Source organism: Alloprevotella sp. OH1205_COT-284, assembly GCF_003859795.1.
GTDB lineage: Bacteria > Bacteroidota > Bacteroidia > Bacteroidales > Bacteroidaceae > Alloprevotella.
This window is the reverse complement of sequence record NZ_RQYI01000001.1, coordinates 168,593-188,724: the sequence shown is the minus strand read 5'-3', so window position 1 is coordinate 188,724 and position 20,132 is coordinate 168,593. Positions and strand designations below refer to the sequence as shown.

Annotated in this window: 17 protein-coding genes and 3 tRNA genes; 10 read left to right on the top strand and 10 right to left on the bottom strand. The window is 50.0% G+C overall.

The features are described 5' to 3' along the window. Positions 1 to 594: 594 nt before the first annotated feature. From EII14_RS00745 to EII14_RS00710, 8 genes are all read right to left on the bottom strand, one after another. Positions 595 to 1,098, bottom strand: coding sequence for an outer membrane beta-barrel protein (locus EII14_RS00745; RefSeq protein ID WP_158608288.1), 504 nt, complete (start codon positions 1,096 to 1,098; stop codon positions 595 to 597). Positions 1,099 to 1,269: 171 nt separating this feature from the next. Further along, positions 1,270 to 1,899, bottom strand: a complete 630-nt coding sequence (locus EII14_RS00740) for a metal ABC transporter ATP-binding protein (protein WP_233569314.1) — start codon at positions 1,897 to 1,899, stop codon at positions 1,270 to 1,272. 45 nt (positions 1,900 to 1,944) lie between these two features. Next, positions 1,945 to 2,808: a metal ABC transporter solute-binding protein, Zn/Mn family gene (locus EII14_RS00735; RefSeq protein WP_124930655.1), complete on the bottom strand. Its 864-nt coding sequence runs from the start codon at positions 2,806 to 2,808 to the stop codon at positions 1,945 to 1,947. A 22-nt stretch (positions 2,809 to 2,830) separates the two neighbouring features. Beyond that, a complete protein-coding gene (locus tag EII14_RS00730) occupies positions 2,831 to 3,247 on the bottom strand; it encodes a YqaA family protein (RefSeq protein WP_233569313.1) in 417 nt (138 codons plus the stop codon). 17 nt (positions 3,248 to 3,264) lie between these two features. Continuing rightward, positions 3,265 to 4,218 (bottom strand): hypothetical protein, encoded by a 954-nt coding sequence (locus EII14_RS00725; protein WP_124930653.1) that lies wholly within the window; start codon positions 4,216 to 4,218, stop codon positions 3,265 to 3,267. Positions 4,219 to 4,272: 54 nt separating this feature from the next. Beyond that, positions 4,273 to 5,544, bottom strand: a complete 1,272-nt coding sequence (gene purD, locus EII14_RS00720) for a phosphoribosylamine--glycine ligase (RefSeq protein WP_124930652.1) — start codon at positions 5,542 to 5,544, stop codon at positions 4,273 to 4,275. 146 nt (positions 5,545 to 5,690) lie between these two features. Next, complete coding sequence (locus tag EII14_RS00715; protein WP_124930651.1) at positions 5,691 to 7,355, bottom strand: S41 family peptidase; 1,665 nt, start codon at positions 7,353 to 7,355, stop codon at positions 5,691 to 5,693. Between the two features lie 16 nt (positions 7,356 to 7,371). After that, entirely contained in the window at positions 7,372 to 8,367 is a 996-nt protein-coding gene (locus EII14_RS00710; RefSeq protein ID WP_124930650.1) for an adenosine kinase, read from the bottom strand. 123 nt (positions 8,368 to 8,490) lie between these two features. On the opposite strand from EII14_RS00710, the gene EII14_RS00705 reads away from it, so the two are divergent. Both EII14_RS00705 and EII14_RS00700 read left to right on the top strand, forming a co-directional pair. Then, positions 8,491 to 8,564: transfer RNA gene (locus EII14_RS00705), tRNA-Asn, on the top strand. A 40-nt stretch (positions 8,565 to 8,604) separates the two neighbouring features. Then, a tRNA-Asn gene (locus tag EII14_RS00700) sits at positions 8,605 to 8,678 on the top strand. A gap of 1,312 nt (positions 8,679 to 9,990) precedes the next feature. Here the strand turns inward: EII14_RS00700 and EII14_RS00695 are convergent. Continuing rightward, positions 9,991 to 10,064: transfer RNA gene (locus EII14_RS00695), tRNA-Ile, on the bottom strand. 471 nt (positions 10,065 to 10,535) lie between these two features. Here EII14_RS00695 and EII14_RS00690 point away from each other — a divergent pair. The 8 genes from EII14_RS00690 to EII14_RS09425 all read left to right on the top strand — a co-directional run bounded on the left by EII14_RS00690 (position 10,536) and on the right by EII14_RS09425 (position 18,845). Then, on the top strand, positions 10,536 to 11,888 hold the full coding sequence (locus EII14_RS00690) for a DUF2851 family protein (protein ID WP_124930649.1): 1,353 nt from the start codon (positions 10,536 to 10,538) through the stop codon (positions 11,886 to 11,888). A 4-nt stretch (positions 11,889 to 11,892) separates the two neighbouring features. Beyond that, positions 11,893 to 12,321, top strand: a complete 429-nt coding sequence (locus EII14_RS00685) for a thioesterase family protein (RefSeq protein ID WP_124930648.1) — start codon at positions 11,893 to 11,895, stop codon at positions 12,319 to 12,321. Between the two features lie 167 nt (positions 12,322 to 12,488). Next, the gene (gene mnmG / locus EII14_RS00680) at positions 12,489 to 14,381 is read left to right on the top strand and encodes a tRNA uridine-5-carboxymethylaminomethyl(34) synthesis enzyme MnmG (protein ID WP_124930647.1); all 1,893 of its coding nucleotides are present in this window, start codon (positions 12,489 to 12,491) and stop codon (positions 14,379 to 14,381) included. Between the two features lie 66 nt (positions 14,382 to 14,447). Next, positions 14,448 to 14,984 (top strand): adenine phosphoribosyltransferase, encoded by a 537-nt coding sequence (locus tag EII14_RS00675; RefSeq protein WP_124930646.1) that lies wholly within the window; start codon positions 14,448 to 14,450, stop codon positions 14,982 to 14,984. 191 nt (positions 14,985 to 15,175) lie between these two features. Further along, entirely contained in the window at positions 15,176 to 17,017 is a 1,842-nt protein-coding gene (gene uvrC / locus EII14_RS00670) for an excinuclease ABC subunit UvrC (protein ID WP_124930645.1), read from the top strand. A gap of 10 nt (positions 17,018 to 17,027) precedes the next feature. Beyond that, entirely contained in the window at positions 17,028 to 17,480 is a 453-nt protein-coding gene (gene dtd, locus EII14_RS00665) for a D-aminoacyl-tRNA deacylase (RefSeq protein ID WP_124930644.1), read from the top strand. 155 nt (positions 17,481 to 17,635) lie between these two features. Next, on the top strand, positions 17,636 to 18,571 hold the full coding sequence (gene deoC / locus EII14_RS00660) for a deoxyribose-phosphate aldolase (protein WP_124930643.1): 936 nt from the start codon (positions 17,636 to 17,638) through the stop codon (positions 18,569 to 18,571). A gap of 79 nt (positions 18,572 to 18,650) precedes the next feature. Next, positions 18,651 to 18,845, top strand: a complete 195-nt coding sequence (locus tag EII14_RS09425; protein WP_124930642.1) for a hypothetical protein — start codon at positions 18,651 to 18,653, stop codon at positions 18,843 to 18,845. Between the two features lie 228 nt (positions 18,846 to 19,073). On the opposite strand, the gene EII14_RS00650 is transcribed toward EII14_RS09425, so the two are convergent. After that, a complete protein-coding gene (locus tag EII14_RS00650; RefSeq protein WP_124930641.1) occupies positions 19,074 to 20,048 on the bottom strand; it encodes a polyprenyl synthetase family protein in 975 nt (324 codons plus the stop codon). Positions 20,049 to 20,132: the final 84 nt, after the last annotated feature.

Genomic DNA, 20,132 nt, shown 5'->3' with positions numbered 1-20,132 from the left:
ATTCCGGCTCTGAGGTAGGGAAATCTACCTCCCGACAAATCGGAAAAACGGCCTCTTTCGCGCGCACGCGCGTATTCCTTGTGATAACATTTTGCTTTCACTGCCTCCGCAAAACAGCACAAAGCACTGAACACCAGAAAGTTTACGGTGAAGGCAAGTGAAGGCAAAACAAAAGTCCTTCTCCCAACTCCCTGCCAATCAACCTATTGGAGCTAAATTTTGCCTTCACCGCCTCGAAAAAGGAGAATTTACGCACCGCAATGGCGGAAGCAGGTGAAAGCAAAACGAGGGATTTGCCTTCACCGGGAATTACTGAAATTCAGCATATTACAAAATCTTCCGGGCGTTTGCCTTCACTTGCCTTCGCACAAAACGAACTCATAATCAACGCGATATGCGTTTTAGTGAAGGCAAAACGGCAAAAAATAAAATTATAGGGGGAAATGCACCCGAAAAAGGCGGTTTCATCGGAAACGCGACGACAACAAGAGCGGCTTTGCTTACGGCTTCGCCACATCAAAAAAGACACATCCCTCCCTGCTTCCGAATAAGGAAGATGCGGGGAGGGATGTGGCGGAGAGTCGGGGGGAGTGTTCAAAATCGCATGCCGATGCCGAGAGATACGACGGTTTGATCGTAGTCGCTGACCACCTGCTTCTTCACTTCCAAAAGCGAGAAAACACGATCGCTGATGTTGTATTGCGCTCCAAGACCGAAGTTGGCACCCAAACGGCTGCTATAACTCCAAATCTTTTCCGTTTTGTTCGTCACATTGTCCGTCACTTCTCTTGCCGCTCCCCAGTTGGTAAGGGTGAAACCGAGAATGGGATAGAAAGCCACTTTTTCGGAGAGGTTGAACACATAGTGGAGATTGGCATTGATGTCCCACATGTTGGTGTTGCTTTTGTTGAGAAAACGGTTAAATCCGAGCTCTGCCCGCACCTCGTCGGTGATGAAGTAAGCTCCTTTCAAGCCGACGCCGACGTTTTTGACTTCTGTGCCATAGGCCAGATTCAGACTTATGGACTTGCTATCCTTTTGAGCCATTGCCGTCATACCGAAAAAGACAATGCCCATGAGCAGTAAAATTCGTTTCATTGTCATAAAATTGTTGTTGAGAGAAAAAAGAAAGTTGATGTGAACGGTTTCCTCCGAAAAAGTCGGCGGCAAAGATGCCCATATGACCATAGGGAGGCGATTGCAAATATAGTGCTTTTTTATCAAACCGCTGCAAAAAGGAGATAAAATCGTAAAAGATGAAGAGAACACTCATCCGACCTCCACGATGCGTGCTTCGGGGGACAACGGAATTGTATTGTCGTGGCTCACTATCACGATGGCGCGAGATTGGTGTTCACGCAAGAGAGCGGCATACAGCTCTCCCTTGGCCTGAACGTCCAAATGCGTATCGGGTTCATCGAGCAGCAGCAGTTGGGGACTGCTCACCAGCGCACGCGCCAAAAGGGTGCGCTGCCATTGGCCGCCGCTAAGGGTGTGTATGGGACGCCGGGCGAGGTGGAGCAAATTGAGCTTTTCAAGTTGCCGCAACGTCGTTGCCCGATGAGAACTGCCGAAACGCTGCCACCAACGAAGCGAACTTTGAAGACCGCTCCGAACAGTTTCTTCGACCGTTATGGGAAAACGGCGATCGATGCTCCGATATTGCGGCAAATAGCCCAAGGTGAGCTTCGGCGCACGCTCCACACGCCCCTCCATAGGGGTCAGCAGGCCGACAAGAAGTTTGAGAAGGGTGGTTTTTCCGCCGCCGTTCTTTCCTCTCAACACGATAAAATCACGGTCGGAAACAACCAGCGAAAAATCGGAGAGCACAGGGCGACGGTCATAACCGGCAGTGACATGATGTAGCGACAACAGTTGCATGGGGCAGGAGGAAGACATACGGCAACAAAAAACAAAAAGACAGGCGAGCAAACGCATTGAGGCCTATTCGGCGAGCGAACGTGCGATGTGGAGCAATTGTTTGTCCCAATCGCGAGAAAGGGGAGCAATGCTCACCACGCGCCCGCCAATGGCTTCGGCAATGCGTCGTGCAGCCCTTCCGGCATGCTCTTCTTGGACGAACACTACTTTTACGCCTTCGGCACGAGATTGCCGAATCAGTTGTTGCATTCTCTCCACGGAGGGTTCCTTTCCGTCTTGTTCGACAGAAATCTGCCTCAGCCCGAAATCGCGCGCGAAATAGCCGAGTGCCGGATGATAAATGAGAAACGTGCGATGTTCGAGATCTTTAAGCTGCTCGCGCACTTGGGTTTCTATCGTGTCGATATGCCGCACGAGGCTGTCGTGGCGGGCAATATAGGTTGCAGCATTCATCGAGTCGGCGGCACAAAGGGCTTTCAACACATTTTTGGCTATTCTCCGCCCCGATGTGGTTGAAGGCCAAGTATGAAGATCCATGCCGTCGGCATGATGATGCCCGTCGGTTTTGCAACAATCGCCCTCCGTGAGCAGCGGAGCGATGCTGTCGGACACATTCACGATGAGCAGTCGGGGATTGTTGTGTGTGAGTTGTTGCAGACGTGTGTGTTCAAAGCCGAGCGTGCCGATCGTGCAATAAACGGCACTCTCATTGACTTCCACCACCTGCTTGGGCGTCGGCTCATAAGTTTCGGGGCTGACACCGGACGGCACAAGCGTGTTCACCTGACAACGATCACCGCCAACGGACTCCACAAAATAGCGAAGCGGATCGATGCTGACAGATACCAGCAACTTGTCGTGCAGATTTTCGGAACAAGACGCAAACAAACCGACAAGAGCCATACAGGCAAAAAGAGACTTCAACATAAGCAGAAAACAAAGAGAAGGTTCAAAACAAAGACAAAGCACCGGTCGTGGCGGCAATGATGAGCCAATAGCGCACCAATTTACCCACAAATATGGTGAACATGGTCAGTGGGAAATTGGTGCGCAAATAGCCCAAAGCGACCGTAATCAGTTCACCCAAAACAGGAATCCATGCCATCAGTCCTGCCCAATATCCGAAACGGCGGACATGACGCTTGCCGCGTTCGAGCTGTTCGGGTTTGATTTTCGTCCATCGCTCAATCCACTCCTCCTTGCCCAAACTTCCCAACCAGTAATTAAAACACGAACCGAGCGTATTGCCTGCGGTGGCAGAAAACAACAGTTCGAAAGGAGTACCTCCGACGGCCACCAAACCCATCAAAACAAACTCGGAAGAAAGCGGAACGACACTGCCGGCCAAAAAGGCGGAGAGAAACATGCCAACCGTACCGTTGTCTATAAAAAATTGCAGAACAGATTCCATAAATCAAAATAATTGGCCACTCCCGTCATCATCACGACCGACAGCCACAGACAGAACCAAAAATTAAGGCCGCGCCCACGTGCCAAAGCAAAGTAGTGGGCGATGAATGGGCTGTTGTTGAGAATAAGCAGAGGGAAAAGCACAGAAAACGCATGGGGATAGAGCAATGTCAAAGCCACAAGCGGAAACTCTTGAACGAGCAGAAAGTAGAAATACTGACGAGTGCGTATTTTGTCGTTGTAAGAGGTGCTCAGAAAATGCAAAATCGAAATCAAACCGAGGAAAACGAGTATCCCCCACCCCACTCCATGCGCCAAAGGCACAGAGGAATAATCCGAAAGACGGGGAAGCTGTCTGTTCCACCAAAGGAGCAGTTCCGAAACATTGAAACGCCCCTCTCGGAGCAACACCGGGAGATATATCCACAAAGGCAACAGCAATCCCAAAAAGCCGGCCAGCAGTCCCTTGAAACTCAACGCCCTCAACTGCACATGGATAGAAACGACCAAAAACGGAAGCAGCAATAGCAACGGCGGAAAGACGAAAGCTCCGAGGCTCAAAAACAAAAACGCATGAAACAGCAGTCCCTGAGGCTCATGTTCGCCGTAAGCGTTGAACAAAACGACATAACATAACTGCAAACAAACAACCGGCAGAAAACTCCACGACAGACGGTGCAGTTCGGGGAAAACGGCAAACAGCGTCAGAAAAACGGCAGCCGTCATCTGCGTGCGAATGCGCAACAGCTGAAAACGATTGTTGCACTCCACGAGAATATACGTCATCGCACCTATTACCAAAAGGCCGCCCCAAAGATAATGATCTTTGAAATCGGGCAAAACCCACAGCAATGCCCCGACGACGGCAACGACGGGCAGCGTTGCCACGCTATTGACGACACGATGCCGGAAAGTGCGTTCTCGCATAATCAGGGGTGTTTAAGGGAATATTTTTAAGAAGAGATGCGGCTCAACCATATATCAGAGATCGAGATCGAAACCGATGTCGCGACGGAAGTATTTCTTTTCAAAACGAATGCGTTCCGCTCCTTCCATAGACTTCTTCAATGCCTCTTGGCGAGTCGCCCCATAGGAGCTGACGGCAATGACCCGTCCGCCGTCGGTCACGACCTGTCCGTCTTTCAGCGTCGTACCGGCGTGGAAAACGACACTCCCCTCAATATCGGTATCGGTGACGGCAAATCCTTTTTCGTAGGTTTGAGGATAGCCACCGCTCACGCACATCACGCAGACGGCCGCACGCTCATCGAAGGCAATGGAACGAGTTTCCAAATCTTCGGCCGCCACTCCTTCGAACAAATCTACCAAATCGCTCTTGATGCGGAGCATCACGCTTTCCGTTTCGGGATCACCCATGCGACAATTATACTCGATGACTTTCGGATTGCCCTCGCAGTTGATCAATCCGAAGAAGATAAATCCTTTGTAGACAATGCCTTCTTGCTTCAAACCTTCGACCGTGGGACGGATGATTTCGCGATCGACACGCGCCAACCATTCGGGAGTGGCAAAAGGCACCGGACTCACCGACCCCATACCTCCGGTGTTCAGACCGGTATCTCCCTCTCCGATGCGCTTATAGTCTTTGGCTTCGGGGAGAATTTTATAGTTCGTGCCGTCGGTGATGACAAAAACCGAGCATTCGATGCCGGAAAGAAACTCTTCGACCACCACTCGGCTCGAAGCAGTGCCAAACATACCTCCGAGCATCTCTCGCAATTCGCGTTGCGCTTCTTCGAGCGTGGGAAGAATCAACACGCCTTTTCCGGCGCAAAGCCCGTCGGCTTTCAACACATAGGGAGGTTGGAGCGTGGCCAAAAAAGCACAGCCTTCTTCGACCTGCGTTCCGTCAAAAGTGCGATAAGCGGCCGTGGGAATGCCGTGACGCGACATGAAGGCCTTGGCAAAATCTTTCGACCCTTCGAGCACGGCACCGGCTTTGGAAGGGCCGATGACGGGAATATGTTTCACGTCTTCATGCGCAAGGAAATAGTCGTAAATCCCCTTGACCAAAGGATCTTCGGGGCCGACCATCACCATATCCACGCCATTTTCTCGCACAAAACGCGCGATGCCGGCGAAATCATCGGCCGCAATGGCCACGTTTTCTCCGACAGATGCCGTTCCCGCATTGCCGGGAGCAATGAAGAGCCGTTCTATTTTGGGACTTTGTGCGATTTTCCAAGCAAGGGCATGTTCGCGGCCGCCTGAGCCTAAAAGCAGAAGTTTCATGTGAAATAATGGGCTTTACGGACACGGCATCGGACGAAAACGCCGGCAGTGTCGGGAGTGAGGAAGCAGAATGAAGGTTTATTGAAAGTGCAATCAAGGAGCGAGGGACACAGTCGTCCGTCATCTCCTTGCTTTGAAGCATTATTTTATTTTTTACCCAAAATGGCCTTATAGCGCGCCTCATCGTTGAGGACTTTGACCGCCGCATCGAAATCCGGATCCCGTTCGAGCGTATATTCCACGATGCCGCGCTGTCCGTAGTAGTGTGCGACAATGGTCAACTCTACAATCTTTTTCACGTCCTTCTTCCACAGTTCGAGATCATCGGCCAATTTGTGGCTGAGTTTGGCTTCGAGGGCTTCAAACTCGGCTTTGGCCTCGGCGGCATAGCCCTCAAACTCCGCCCAACGGCGCACAAGTTGGAGCGCATTTTTGGTTTGATTGTCATAAGTAAAATTCGTCGCGGCCATGAAGCGTTTGAAGTTCTCAAACTCCTCATCGGAAAGCGAAAATTCACGAGCCGGAGCGATAGAGGCATGACGATTTCGGAAATCTACGCCATAGTCAAACAACTCCTCCGAAGCTCCGAGATAGGAGATGAGGTTGGGCAGGGAGTCTTGCTTCACGATAATGTCGGGAATGATACCCCCACCGTCTTTGACCGGTCGACCGCCTGCCGTTTTGAAGGTTTTGCAGAGAGAGTCGGGCAGGTGCTTGGGTTGTCCGTCGGCTCCGCGATTTTTGAAATCATACGCCTGCACACATCGCCCGGAGGGAATGTAGTATTTTGAGGTGGTGAGTTTCAAAACCGTTTCGTAAGGCAACGGGCGCGGTGTTTGCACCAATCCCTTTCCATAAGTTCTACGCCCGACGACCACCGCACGATCATAGTCTTGCAGGCCTCCCGAAGTAATTTCGGCCGCCGAGGCGGTAGCATAATCCACAAGCACGGCAATCGGCATTTCCGTATCGAAAGGGTCATCTTTGGTTTTCAGCGTCTGATTGGATTCCGGATCCTTGCCTTTGGTTTCGAGCACGAGTTTTCCTTTCGGAAGAAAAAGATTGAGCACCTTCACCGCTTCTCCCATCAAGCCTCCCCCATTCGATCTGAGATCTAAGACAAGGCGTTTTGCCCCTTTGCCTTTCAACGCTTCAAGAGTGGCTTTCATGTCGCGACCCGTATCTTCCGTATATCCGTCGAGCAGCACATAGCCGATGCCGTCCGGACGCAATGTACTGTACAACACGGAAGGACGTTTGATGGTTTCGCGCGTCAGTTTGAGATGCAGCGGTTTCTCCGTGCCGGGACGTTTCACGGTGAGAATGAACGACGTGCCTGGCTCTCCGCGCAAACGCGAGGTGACGGAGGCGGTGTATTCGGAACGGCTTTGCTTTCCGCAAACACCCACGTCCTCACCATTGACTTTCAAGATCACATCGCCCGTTCTGACACCGGCCTTTGCCGCCGGCATGTCTTCGTAAGGAGCATCGAACACACAACGATCCGATCCTTTGTGAAAACGTATGGGCGACCCTATTCCGGCATATTTTCCGGTGGTCAGCGTGCGCAACTCATCGGTGCGGTTTTCTTTATAAAACTCCGTGTAAGGATCAAGTCGTCCCAACATGTAGAGAATGGCATCGCCCACGGCCTTTTCGGCATTGAGCGTGTCTACATAGAAAAGATCGAGATCCCGATAGAGGGCATTGAAAATTTCGAGGGCTTTGGCCGTTTCAAAATTATGGTTTTCCTGCGCTTTGAGCGGAAAAACCGTCGTTAGCACAAGGAGAAAAGAAAATATTTTTCGCATAAGAAAAAGAGGAAAATCAAAATACACCGGATGGGCAACCGCTCCCGACATCGCCTCGAAGCCGCTGCCATGTCAAAGCGTCAAGTTTGGTGCCGAGCACCTGAATAACAGCTCCCGCACACCGCGTGCCTTCTCGCAAACAGGTTTTCAAATCCGCTCCGAGGGCATGCCGATACAGAAACCCTCCGGCAAAAAAGTCGCCGGCACCGGTTGTATCGACAACCCGCCCGACCTCTTCGGCAGAGACATGCACATACATTCCGTCGGTCATTCCCGTTGCCCCACCCGAACCCAGTTTCACAACGGCCGTTTCGCAATGTTCGGCCAAAGCAGCCAAGGCCAACTCCGGGATTTCTCCCGTCATCGCCAAAGCCTCCTCCTCGTTGGCAAACACCATGTCGGTTTTGGAAAGCAGGTATCGAAAAAAATCACGATCCTCCTCGACAATGTTCCATGAAGCCAGATCCAAACACACTTTGCATCCGCTTTTTCGCGCCATATCCACGGCCGTGTCGATGAGTTCGTGATTTTGCACGAGATAGCCCTCGATGAAGAAATAATCGCAGGCGGCAAACCACTCTTCCTTCAATTCTCCGGCCGTCATATCGGCTGCCGCTCCGAGATAGGTGGCAAAAGTTCTTTGTCCGTCGGGTGTCACAAAGGTCATGGCCACCCCGGTAGGCAGATGTTCGTCAAACAGTTCGATAGGGATCACCCCTTGCGCTTTGCGTTCACGAGCATAAAACGCTCCGTTTTCATCGCGACCCAACTTGCCGATGAAAGTCGCAGAGCCGCCCAAACCCGCCACGGCGAGCAGGGCATTGCCGGCAGAACCTCCCGTGCTGCGTTCGACAGAAAAATTCTTCAAGCGAAGGCAGATGGCCTCATACGTCTGCTCATCAATGAGCGTCATCCCCCCTTTGGGGAGATTCAACTCACTGAGAATAACATCATTGTCTATTCTTATGAGCATATCAACAAGAGCATTGCCAATGCCTAAAATTTTCTTCATGTCATTTTTTTCTAAAAAACTTCTGCAAAGATAGTGCTTTATTCAAAATAATATACTACTTTTGCACCGCAAACAACAAAAGTCCGTGCTTTTTTATTTCGGATTTTGAAACATTTGCACACTGCTTCAGTAGCTCAGTTGGTTAGAGCACCTGACTGTTAATCAGGGGGTCGTTGGTTCAAGCCCATCCTGAAGCGCAAACCGCTCATCCTTGGCGGTCAAAACAAAAAGGATACTGCTTCAGTAGCTCAGTTGGTTAGAGCACCTGACTGTTAATCAGGGGGTCGTTGGTTCAAGCCCATCCTGAAGCGCACAAAACAGACCGCATCAAGACTTATTGGTTTTGATGCGGTCTGTTCGATTTTTGATGTTTGCGCACCTCATTTTCCGAGGCCTCTGCAAAAGCCTCTTAAAATTGTCCTATCCATTCTTTTTCTCGGATTGGACAATTTTGCTTCGAAAATTCCGTGAATTTGACGTTTTTAGTTCTAAAAGGGCATTTTCGTAGCCCAATTTCCCCCTTATTGAGACCTCTGCATATAGCTATGAACAAATGGTGGAGTTTAACTCTTTGCTACTAAATAGTAAGGGGAAGAGGGAAGATGTTCTTGCTTTGCTTATGGCACTTTTAGATGAAGAAAAAGGTTTTATTATAGAAGAGTTCAAGAGCAAAATTTAACAGGTAAATATTTTACTGTTTCTACTTAATCTATTGAGACCTCTGCAAAACTATTTTCTTTGTTTATTTTGTCAATTCTTTTTTTGTATCTTCACCCTATGAAGGGGATTTTGCAGAGATCTCAGATTATAAACCATGAAAAATAAGGCTATTTGTTGCACTTTGATTCGGAAAGTACATCATCTCGTAAAATAGTCGAAAAACATACACTACACCTTTTACATCACTGAAATTCAGAAATATGCGAGTGTATGCAGGCGGTTTAGCATCATACATGGAAAGAAGGTAAATCAATGATACACAGACTAAAACAGATGTAGACAGTTTTTCCGAAAACCTACACTGCCTACATAGTCGTGATTTCGAACATCTGCACACCTTTATCCATGCCGTGTGTAGGTTGCAAGAACGAATGTAGTTAATTCCCCATATTGTCTACACTCACAACAATCTATATATCTGCAATTTAAGCAACAAAATGTAGATAATGTAGATAAAAAAAGAAAAAGTCCCGGTAGAGGCAGAAAGTTGCTTCTTTTATCCCCAATGTTTTCATCCTCTCTTCGGCTTGTCCGAATATGTCTCAACCGGTTGAAACGCATCTTACCTAAGGAGTAGTGCAAACGGAATAACGAGTAGAAAAATCTATGCCTGATCTAAATTTCAAAAGTATCTCATTCGGATTTTGATTGAAGTTTTTCCGAACAATAAAAATCCCTTACACATTCCGTAGAATGACGTCCTTATGAGCCTTTGCAAAGGCGTCCTTCATGGGGTAAAGACACAAAAAAGAAGGAATAGATAAAATAAAAAGAGTGTTGCAGAAGTCTTGGTGTTTTGTGCATGTATGCCCCACAGCGCAAGTTTTCCGTAAGACAGAGGAATGTTGAGCAGAAACAAAAAACAGCGGCCTACGCCGAAGCGTAAGTCGCTGAATAGAAGCGTGGACCAGCCTGGGCTTGAACCAGGGACCTCCAGATTATGAGTCTGTTGCTCTAACCAACTGAGCTACAAGTCCGAGAAAACCATAAGGCTTTCGATGTGCAAAGATAAAAAAAAAGGAAAAGGCAACCAAATTTTTGGCTGCCTTTTTGAGTTTTCGGAAAAGCGATGTGCAAAAAGGGGGTCTCTGCAAAACTCTTTTTATTTTATCTATTCCTTCTTTTTTGTGTCTTTACCCTATAAAGACTCCCCCTACTCCCAACTTAGTTTTGCCGACCAAATCGTTTCCGATCACAAAGTAAAAGATGTATTCGTTTATACCTCCATCACTCGAAATTCCTGATAAACCTCTTTTAGCGGAGGCAAAACGGCAAAAACAAAAAAATGAGGGTAGAAAAGCGACAAACGTCCATGCCTCGGTCGCCTTTTTCCGACTTCAACGAATGTCAGCTGCCGTTTTTCGCTAAATTCACGGAAGAAACATTCCATTTTGCCCGACTCGAAAAAGTTTCATAACTTTGCAGACTGATTCCCAACGCCCCATTCCATGGAACGCCTTCTTCACTATGTCTGGAAACATCGTTTGTTTGCCCAGAGCAGTTTGTACACCGACGACGGAAAACCGGTCGAAATCATCGATCCCGGACTGCACAACAACGACGCCGGCCCCGATTTCTTCAACGCCAAAATACGGATAGACCGACAGATGTGGGTCGGAAACGTAGAAATCCATCTCCGTTCTTCCGATTGGTTCAGGCATCGACACGACACCGACGCCCACTACAACAACGTCGTCTTGCACGTGGTAGAAACGATGGACTGCGAAGTGAAAACCGAAATGGGCAACGTCATCCCGCAACTCCGAATACAGATCCCCGAAAACGTGGCCGAAAACTACCGCCAACTGATGAAAGAAGACGATTTTCCGCCATGCCACCGCATCATTCCCTCCATTCCACCGATGCACGTACACCATTGGCTGAGCACATTGAGCCTCGAACGCCTTGAAGCCAAAACGGAGCGCATCGAGCGATGGTTGCGCGAAACAAACGGAGATTGGGAACGAGTGTTTTTCATCACCTTGGCACGAGCCTTCGGCTTTGGCAAAAACACCGATGCTTTCGAACTTTGGGCGGCCACGATCGATCCGCAACACATCGGAAAACATCGCGACAACCCGTTTCAAGTAGAAGCCTTTTTCTTGGGGCAAGCCGGTTTGCTCGAAGACGACAGCCTCAAAGCCGACCAACGAGACAAACACTTTCTGCGCCTCCAAAGCGAATACCGATTTTTGCAAAAGAAATTTCAAATTTCGCCCATTTCATCGACAAATTGGAAATTTCTCCGACTTCGACCTCAAAATTTCCCCTATCGCCGTTTGGCACAACTGTCGGCGCTCTATGCTGCGCGAGAACTAGATTTTTCGAAAGTAAGAGAAACCGCTTCGCACCCGGAAATACTCCGACTGCTCAACGCCGACACCCTGCCCTATTGGCACAACCGCTACACCTTCGGGCAAAAGACCAAAGAACGCGACGAACCCGAAGACTCGAACCTCGAAAAAAGACCAAAGAACACCGGCAAACGCCCGACCGACGGCGCATTGTCGGAAAGTTCCATCGATCTGCTCATCATCAACGCCGTTTCGCCAATGCTCCTCTCCTACGGCAAGCACCACCAAGACGAACGGCTCACGGAACGAGCCTTTGAACTGTTGGAAGCCATCCGCCCCGAACAGAACCACATCATTCGCGCGTGGCAAAAGGTCGGCATCTCCGCACAGCATGCCGCCGACTCTCAGGCACTCATCCATTTGCAACAACACTATTGCGATCGTCGCGACTGCCTGCGTTGCCGTTTCGGCAGCCGATATCTGCGACACGCTCCATCAAAACTATAAATACATGGAACCCATTTTTGTTCTCAAAATGCGCGTTCGCGACTACGAATGCGACATTCAAGGCATTGTCAACAATGCCATCTATCAACACTACACCGAACACTGCCGTCACGAATTCATCGAGACAAAAGGCATAGAGTTTGCCGAATTGCACAACCGCGGCATCGACGTGGTCGTGGCCAATCTCGAAATGCGCTTCAAAACCTCCTTGCGACCTCGCGATCACTTCGAAGTGCGTTTGAGCATGGAGAAAAGCGGTTTGCGCTACGTTTTCCACCAAGACATCGTGCGTGTTGTCGATCCCGTCCGCGCCCAGGCTGACCCGTCTTATGCCCAAGAGCGGCTTTGCGTGCGTGCCAAAACCGACATCGTCGCAGTTGTAAACGGACGACTCTCCGACTGCCCCGAACTCAACGAGAAATTCGGACTCTGACCCTCTTTCAAACCGAAAAATGCCTAAAAACTTCGGTTTCATCGAAAAATACACTTTTCTCATCCCCTCGACGCCTTTTCAAGACAACGAGGGGATTTTCTTTCTCCTATCCAAAACTCTCTTAATTTTACTTGCGTCTGCGGCAAAATCACTAAATTTGCATCCTTATGGAACAGACATTTACATACGACGTCATCGTCATCGGAGCCGGACACGCCGGATGTGAGGCCGCCTGCGCAGCGGCACGCATGGGTGCCAAAACCGTGCTCATCACGATGGACATGAACAAAATAGCACAAATGAGCTGCAACCCGGCCGTTGGCGGCATTGCCAAAGGGCAGATCGTCAGAGAGGTCGATGCATTGGGCGGCCACATCGGACAAGTGACCGATGCCACGGCCATACAGTTTCGAATGCTCAACCGCTCCAAAGGCCCTGCCATGTGGAGCCCAAGAGCGCAATGCGACCGCACACGCTTCATCGCCGAATGGAGAAAACGAGTGGAAAACACCGACAACCTCGACATCTGGCAAGACGAAGTGGCCGAAATCACCACCAAAAACGGTGCCGTCACCGGACTGCGCACGGTGTGGGGCGCGGAGTTTACGGCAAAATCCGTTATTGTCACGGCCGGAACATTTCTCAACGGCCTGATGCACATCGGACGGAGAATGATACCCGGAGGAAGATGTGCCGAACCGGCATCTACCCTGCTCACCGCCTCCATCAACGCCATGGGCATCGAAAACCTGCGCATGAAAACGGGAACTCCCGTACGCATCGACGCGAGGTCTGTTCATTTCGACGAAATGGAGGTGCAACACGGAGAAAACGATTTCCACCGATTTTCTTTCATCTCGCAAGAACGCCCGTTGCCCCAACTGACCTGCTGGACGTGCAACACCAATCCCGAAGTGCATCGCATTTTGCGAAAAGGGCTCGACGAATCGCCCCTCTACAACGGACAGATTCGTTCGATCGGGCCGCGATACTGCCCTTCCATCGAAACAAAGCTCGTCACATTTGAAGAAAGAGAATCGCACCCCCTATTTCTCGAACCCGAAGGCATCGACACACACGAGCTTTATCTGAATGGTTTTTCGTCTTCTCTCCCTATGGACATTCAAATCGAAGCATTGAAACAGATGCCGTGTTTTCGCGATTTGAAAATCTACCGTCCGGGCTACGCCATAGAATACGATTTCTTCCCGCCCACCCAGCTCCACCACTCGTTGGAATCGAAAAAAATGAGCGGTCTTTTCTTTGCCGGACAAGTAAACGGCACCACCGGCTACGAAGAAGCCGCCGGACAAGGGGTGGTCGCAGGCATCAATGCCGCCTTGCACTGCAACGGCAACGAACGCTTCACCCTCGGAAGAGACGAAGCCTATATCGGCGTACTCATCGACGATTTGGTCAATAAAGGTGTAGACGAACCGTATCGCATGTTTACTTCGCGCGCAGAATACAGAATACTGCTCCGACAAGACAATGCCGACATGCGCCTCACACCCTATGCCGAACAATACGGTTTGGCCTGCGCGGAAAGAAAACAAAGATTTCATCGCAAAAAAGAAAGCATAGAGCAAATCCTATCGCTGGCAAGAAACACGAATCTGAAACCCTCCGAGATCAATCCTCTGCTCGAACGCAAAGGTTCAAAAAAGCTCGCGCATGGTGCAAAATTATTTGAACTCATCGCCCGCCCCGAATTGCAGTTGTCGGATTTTATCGAAGACGAATCTGTCGAAACGCTCAACAACTTCCGTTCCGTAGTCCAAGCACTCCAAGAAGACAAAGCCGAAACCATGGAAGCGGCGGAAATACTCATCAAATACGACGGATACATCACACGCGAACGATCCTTGGCCGACAAAATGCAGCGTTTGGAGAATATCAAAATCATCGGAAAATTCGACTACGAAAACTTGACGCAACTCTCCACCGAAGCACGCCAAAAACTCGCAGCCATCAACCCCGAAACGCTCGCTCAGGCCTCTCGAATACCCGGAGTTTCTCCGTCCGACATTTCCGTACTTCTCGTGCTACTTGGCCGATGAATACGAACGAAAAGAAGCGTTCCACGTGAAACAAAAACAAATTACACAACAAAATATCAAGACTTTATGAAAAAAGAATTGTTGCTCGCTCATCTGAGAAACATTCCCGATTTTCCGAAACCCGGCATCCAATTCAAAGACGTATCCACGCTTTTCAAAGATCCGACCTGCATACGAGAAATGCTCGATGAAATGGTGCGTATCTACAAAGAAAAGGGCATCACAAAGGTCGTAGGCATCGAAAGCCGCGGTTTTGTGATGGGCGCAATTTTGGCCGCCGAACTCGGAGCCGGATTCGTGATGTGCAGAAAGATCGGAAAACTTCCGGGCGACACACGCCAAATGAAATATGGCAAAGAATATGGCGAAGACGTCATAGAAATCCACACCGACGCGTTTTCACCGAAAGACGTGGTTTTAATTCACGACGACTTGCTCGCAACCGGCGGTTCGATGAAAGCGGCCATTGATTTGGTAGAGTCATTCGGCGTGAAAGACATTTTCGTCAATTTCATCATCGAACTTCGCATGGAAGGATTGGAAGGACGCGAGTTTTTGGGAAACAAAGCCGATATTACCACCCTCCTCACGCTTTACAATTAAGACACAGACGCAACGGCAGAGCATACACGAAAGCATCAAAATCCACTCTCTGCCTCCCAACATCACGGACGGCAGCATTTTGCCGTCCGTTTCTTTATTTCGCACGATCAATTCGGCAACCTTTACTCAACAGCTTCGCGAAATAGCTATTGGCAGCCGTACGCAAAAGTCCAATTTCATCTCGCTTGACCATGACCGACAACGACAGAAAGGCACTCGAAAGCCATTTGAAAGGCATCGTAAACAATCTCCCCGAACTTCCGGGGAGCTACCAATACTATGACGAAACGGGGAGCATTATCTACGTGGGAAAGGCTAAGAATTTGAAACGCCGCGTGGCTTCCTATTTCAACAAAGACCGACAAAGCGGAAAAACGCGTGTATTGGTCTCGAAAATACGAAACATCACCTACACCGTGGTCAATTCGGAGGAAGACGCCCTACTTTTGGAAAATTCGCTCATCAAGCAATACAAACCGCGCTATAACGTATTGTTGAAAGACGACAAGACCTATCCGTCAATCGCCATTACGAAGGAATATCTGCCGAGAGTGTTCAGCACTCGAAAAATCGATCGAAAAGGCGCGACCTACTATGGCCCATACAGCCATTTGCCCACCATGCACGCCCTATTGGAGCTGTGTCAAAGACTTTATCATCCGCGGCCGTGTCGGCAACCAATGACGGAAGAAGGGGTAAAATCGGGGAAATACGAGGTTTGTTTGGACTATCACATCCGAAAATGTGCCGCTCCCTGCTGTGGGAAGCAATCTCGAGAAGATTATTTGAACAACATCGAGGCTTGTCGGGAGATTTTGAAAGGCAACACACGCGAAGTTGCACGAAAACTGCGCGAAGAAATGGAGCTTTTGTCGGAAGAAATGCGTTTCGAGGAGGCACATGTACTCAAAAAGAAGTATGAATTGATCGAGAATTTCCGTGCAAAATCGGAAGTAGTGTCGAACGTGAACTACGACATCGACGTTTTCTCTATGGAAAGCGACGAAAAAAACGCATACATCAATTTTCTACACGTGGTAAACGGTGCAATCACCCAATCGTTCACATTTGAATTTAAAAAGAAGCTCGATGAAACCGACGACGAGCTTCTGGCACTCGGCATCGTGGAAATGCGCAAACGCTTCGACTCTCAATCCAAAGAGCTGGTGCTGCCTTTTCCCGTGGAGTTACCCGAAGAATACGCCCGACAGACCATACCGCAAATGGGAGGCAAGAAAACCCTGCTCGACCTATCGCGGCAGAATGTCAGGCAATTTAAGTTTGACCGCCTCAAACAGGCCGAAAAGCTCAATCCGGAGCAAAAGCAAGTGAGGTTGATGAAAGAAATTCAAACCCAACTCGCCCTACCCTCCCTGCCGATGCACATCGAGCTGTTCGACAACTCAAACATATCGGGAGAAGACGCCGTGGCAGCCTGCGTGGTGTTTGAAAAACTGAAACCGGCAAAAAAACAATACCGTAAATTCAACATCAAATCCGTGGTGGGAGCCGACGACTACGCTTCGATGCGAGAAGTGGTGGAGCGCAGATACAGCCGCCTTGTGGCCGAAGAAGCCCCACTGCCCGACCTCATCATTGCCGACGGCGGTAAAGGACAAATGGAGGCCATACGGAGCATTGTGGTCGAGAAGCTGGGTTTGTCGATCCCGATTGCAGGTTTGGTGAAAGACGGGAAGCACCGCACACGGGAGATGCTCTTCGGAGCGTCGTACACGTCGGTGGCCGTACGTCCCGACACGCTCCTCTTCAAACTACTCACACAAATGCAGGACGAAGTACACCGCTTCGCCATCAGCTTTCACCGCGACAAGCGTTCAAAACGCCAACTTTCTTCCGAACTGGACAACATCAGCGGCATCGGCGAAAAGTCGAAAGCGTCATTGCTCAAAGAGTTTGGCAGCGTAAAACGCATTAAAGAAGCCACACTCGAACAAATTCAGAAGGTGTTGGGCAAGGCGAGAGGAAATCACTTTTTTATGCAGATTCATCCGGATTTCAAAGAAAAAGACTAACTTTGCAACAATGAGAATCGTCATTCAACGCGTTCGCCATGCCGGCGTCAGCATCGGCGGCCAAATTTTCAGCCAAATCAACCAAGGTCTTCTTATCCTTCTCGGAATAGAAAACACAGATAATCAAGAAGATATAGATTGGTTAGTCAAAAAAGTCGTCGCGCTTCGCATTTTCGACGACGACCAAGGGGTGATGAACCGCAGTGTTGCCGACATCGATGGAGAAGTGCTCGTCGTGAGCCAATTCACGCTCATGGCTTCTTATAAAAAAGGCAATCGCCCCGGCTATACTCGCGCCGCGCCGCCCGACATATCCGTTCCGCTCTACGAAGCATTTGTGAAAACCCTCGGCCAATCGCTCGGAAAGCCCGTGGCCACCGGCCGTTTCGGTGCCGACATGCAGGTAGATCTTCTCAACGACGGTCCTGTCACGATCTGCATGGACACGCGCAACAAAGAGTAAAGCGTTTCGCATTTTCTCATCCCCTACCCTCTCAACTCCCCCGTGGGGAGGGCAGGTTTTGCTACTATAAATCCGTTTAACCATCCGCCGACTTTTCCGAGCCATTGCCACAGCAAGACGGCACACGGGGGCAGGCCGACGGACGACTAATGATTATGTCAGAACAACATCAAGGTGAACTCCACCAAACAGACAAGTACGAACAAACGTTTGCTTTGTACGACATGAACCTCGACGATGCGCAGGTGAGCGCAGCCGTTCGCAAGATTGTGGCCGAAAATCGTGAGAAATACAACACGCCCGAAGTGCTCAAAACCCTTCTCAGCACCGTTGAGCTGACCACGCTCACCGTGACCGACTCGCAGGAAAGCGTGTTGCAGTTCACCGAAAACGTGAACCGTTGGAGCGATGCTCACCCCGACCTTCCTCCCCTCGCCACCATCTGCGTTTATCCCAACTTTGCCTCCACCGTGAGCCAAAGCCTCGAAGCCGACGGCGTGAAAGTGGCCTGCGTGAGCGGTGGTTTCCCCGCTTCGCAAACATTCCTCGAAGTGAAAACCGTGGAAACTTCACTTGCTTTGGCCGACGGTGCCGACGAAATCGACATGGTGCTCTCCGTGGGCACGTTCCAAAGCGGCGACTATGAGACTTGTGCCGACGAAATTGCCGAACTCAAAGACGTTTGCGGCGATCGCGCCCTCAAAGTTATCCTCGAAACCGGCGAACTGAAAACCGCCTCCGAAATCAAAAAGGCCTCTATCCTCTCGATGTATGCCGGAGCGGATTTCATCAAGACCTCAACCGGAAAAGTAGCCGTTGCCGCCACTCCCGAAGCGGCCTATGTGATGTGTAACGCCATCAAGGAATATCACGAAAAGACGGGTCGCCTTGTAGGTTTCAAGGCCGCCGGCGGCATCAAAACGGTAGACGAAGCCGTAGACTTCTACACCATTGTGGCCGAAGTGCTTGGCGAAGAATTCTGCAAGGACGGTCATTTCCGCATCGGCACGAGCCGTTTGGCCAACCTCTTGGCCTCGGCCATTTTGGGAGAAGACATCACTCCCTTCTCCGGAAGCGGAACGAAGTATTAAGCCTCCCTTTACACACAACAAACGCGCAACGCGGCTTTTCAGGCCACGCTGCGCGTTTTCTTTTGCACAAAGCAGAACGGTGCTTCGAGGAAAGCAAAACATCGCCAAATGCCGTTTTTCGACCATTTATCCGTTGGCAATGCTCCTTCAAATCAATGCCCGGCATAAAGATGAAGACGCCACAGAACGCAATGCTCCATTTTCAACATCCGACTTTCGACTGTCGGAAGGCGTTTCCATCTCTCCGCGCACCCTCGAAAAAAATATCAGATGAAACGGCCGAAAATCTACCTCTGAGCCCGTTTTTTCTACCTCTGAGGAAGAAATTTCTATCTCTGAGGTAAGTTTTTCCGCAACCATGGCAGGAGTGAATGCTTCGTTCAAGGCTTCGGTATTTTTTGAAGCAAATAGCTGTAACACAAGTTTCTCTTCGTCCCCCACACTCTCCCACACTCTCTATCCGCTCTCCAACACAAGCAGCTCGAAAAAAGTAAAACGCGCCTCAATGGGCGCGTCCTATCACAAAGTCGATGTATTGCTGCAAAGCGGTTTTGACGGCAGCGTTTCTAAAATCGGCAATGAGCGCAAAAGCCTCATCGCGCAATTCATTCATGCGGCGTTCGGCGTAGTCGATGCCGCCGTTTTCCTTGGCAAACGCAATGAGGAAGGCAATTTCATCGGGCGTGGCCTTTCCTTGCTTCACTTTTCGTGCGAGTTCGGCAGCTTTTGGGTCGGCCGTTTGGTTGAGCGCATAAATGAGGGGAAGGGTGAGTTTTCCCTCTGCCATGTCGTTTCCTCTGGGTTTCCCTATCGCGGGATCGTCGTAGTAATCAAAAATGTCGTCGCGAATTTGAAAACATGTGCCGACAATATCGCCGAAAGTGCGAACACGCCGTGTGAAATCGTCATCGGCCTCCATCGAAACCGCCGCCAATTCGCCGCAGGCCTCAAAGAGAGCTGCCGTTTTTCGACGAATAATGGTGTAATAAGCCGCTTCCGAAAACTCCTCGTTGCCGACATTGGACAACTGCAAAATCTCTCCTTCCGAAAGGGTCGATCCGAGACGCGCCACGGCATCGACCACCGACAGATTGCCCGTTTGTGCCGACTGTCTGAGGGTTTGTGCCAACAGGTAGTCGCCAAGCAAAACGGCTATCTTATTGCTATACAAGGCATGAAGACTGGCTTGCCCCCGACGCTCGTTGCTTTCATCGACCACGTCGTCGTGAATGAGCGAGGAGGTGTGGAGCAATTCGAGGGTGACGGCACTGCGCAAAGTGGGCATGCCGATTTCGCCCCATTCCTTGGCCAAAAGCAACACGAGAATGGGACGCATCATTTTGCCCTTTCGGCTGCGCACATAGGCCAAGGCCTTACTCATGAAATCTTCTTCATGCGTGAGGACTTCATCGAAGAGGAGATCGAAATGCTCCAACTCGGCGGCCACGGGTTGTCGAATTTGTAGCAATTGGTCCATCGGGGAAACACGGATACGAGAGGTTGAAAGTTTCGCAATGGAGAAGTATAAACTTCTGTTTTTGAGAGAAATAAGAAACTTTTA

Excerpts from the sequence above, each read along its gene's own strand:
- EII14_RS00730 (WP_233569313.1), bottom strand. The coding sequence starts at position 3,247 with ATGTTTCTCTCCGCCTTTTTGGCCGGCAGTGTCGTTCCGCTTTCTTCC.
- EII14_RS00725 (WP_124930653.1), bottom strand. The coding sequence starts at position 4,218 with ATGCGAGAACGCACTTTCCGGCATCGTGTCGTCAATAGCGTGGCAACG.
- EII14_RS00735 (WP_124930655.1), bottom strand. The coding sequence starts at position 2,808 with ATGTTGAAGTCTCTTTTTGCCTGTATGGCTCTTGTCGGTTTGTTTGCG.
- uvrC (WP_124930645.1), top strand. The coding sequence starts at position 15,176 with ATGACCGACAACGACAGAAAGGCACTCGAAAGCCATTTGAAAGGCATC.
- deoC (WP_124930643.1), top strand. The coding sequence starts at position 17,636 with ATGTCAGAACAACATCAAGGTGAACTCCACCAAACAGACAAGTACGAA.
- EII14_RS00745 (WP_158608288.1), bottom strand. The coding sequence starts at position 1,098 with ATGAAACGAATTTTACTGCTCATGGGCATTGTCTTTTTCGGTATGACG.
- EII14_RS00675 (WP_124930646.1), top strand. The coding sequence starts at position 14,448 with ATGAAAAAAGAATTGTTGCTCGCTCATCTGAGAAACATTCCCGATTTT.
- mnmG (WP_124930647.1), top strand. The coding sequence starts at position 12,489 with ATGGAACAGACATTTACATACGACGTCATCGTCATCGGAGCCGGACAC.
- purD (WP_124930652.1), bottom strand. The coding sequence starts at position 5,544 with ATGAAACTTCTGCTTTTAGGCTCAGGCGGCCGCGAACATGCCCTTGCT.
- EII14_RS00710 (WP_124930650.1), bottom strand. The coding sequence starts at position 8,367 with ATGAAGAAAATTTTAGGCATTGGCAATGCTCTTGTTGATATGCTCATA.
- EII14_RS00685 (WP_124930648.1), top strand. The coding sequence starts at position 11,893 with ATGGAACCCATTTTTGTTCTCAAAATGCGCGTTCGCGACTACGAATGC.
- EII14_RS00715 (WP_124930651.1), bottom strand. The coding sequence starts at position 7,355 with ATGCGAAAAATATTTTCTTTTCTCCTTGTGCTAACGACGGTTTTTCCG.
- EII14_RS00690 (WP_124930649.1), top strand. The coding sequence starts at position 10,536 with ATGGAACGCCTTCTTCACTATGTCTGGAAACATCGTTTGTTTGCCCAG.
- EII14_RS00740 (WP_233569314.1), bottom strand. The coding sequence starts at position 1,899 with ATGTCTTCCTCCTGCCCCATGCAACTGTTGTCGCTACATCATGTCACT.
- dtd (WP_124930644.1), top strand. The coding sequence starts at position 17,028 with ATGAGAATCGTCATTCAACGCGTTCGCCATGCCGGCGTCAGCATCGGC.
- EII14_RS00650 (WP_124930641.1), bottom strand. The coding sequence starts at position 20,048 with ATGGACCAATTGCTACAAATTCGACAACCCGTGGCCGCCGAGTTGGAG.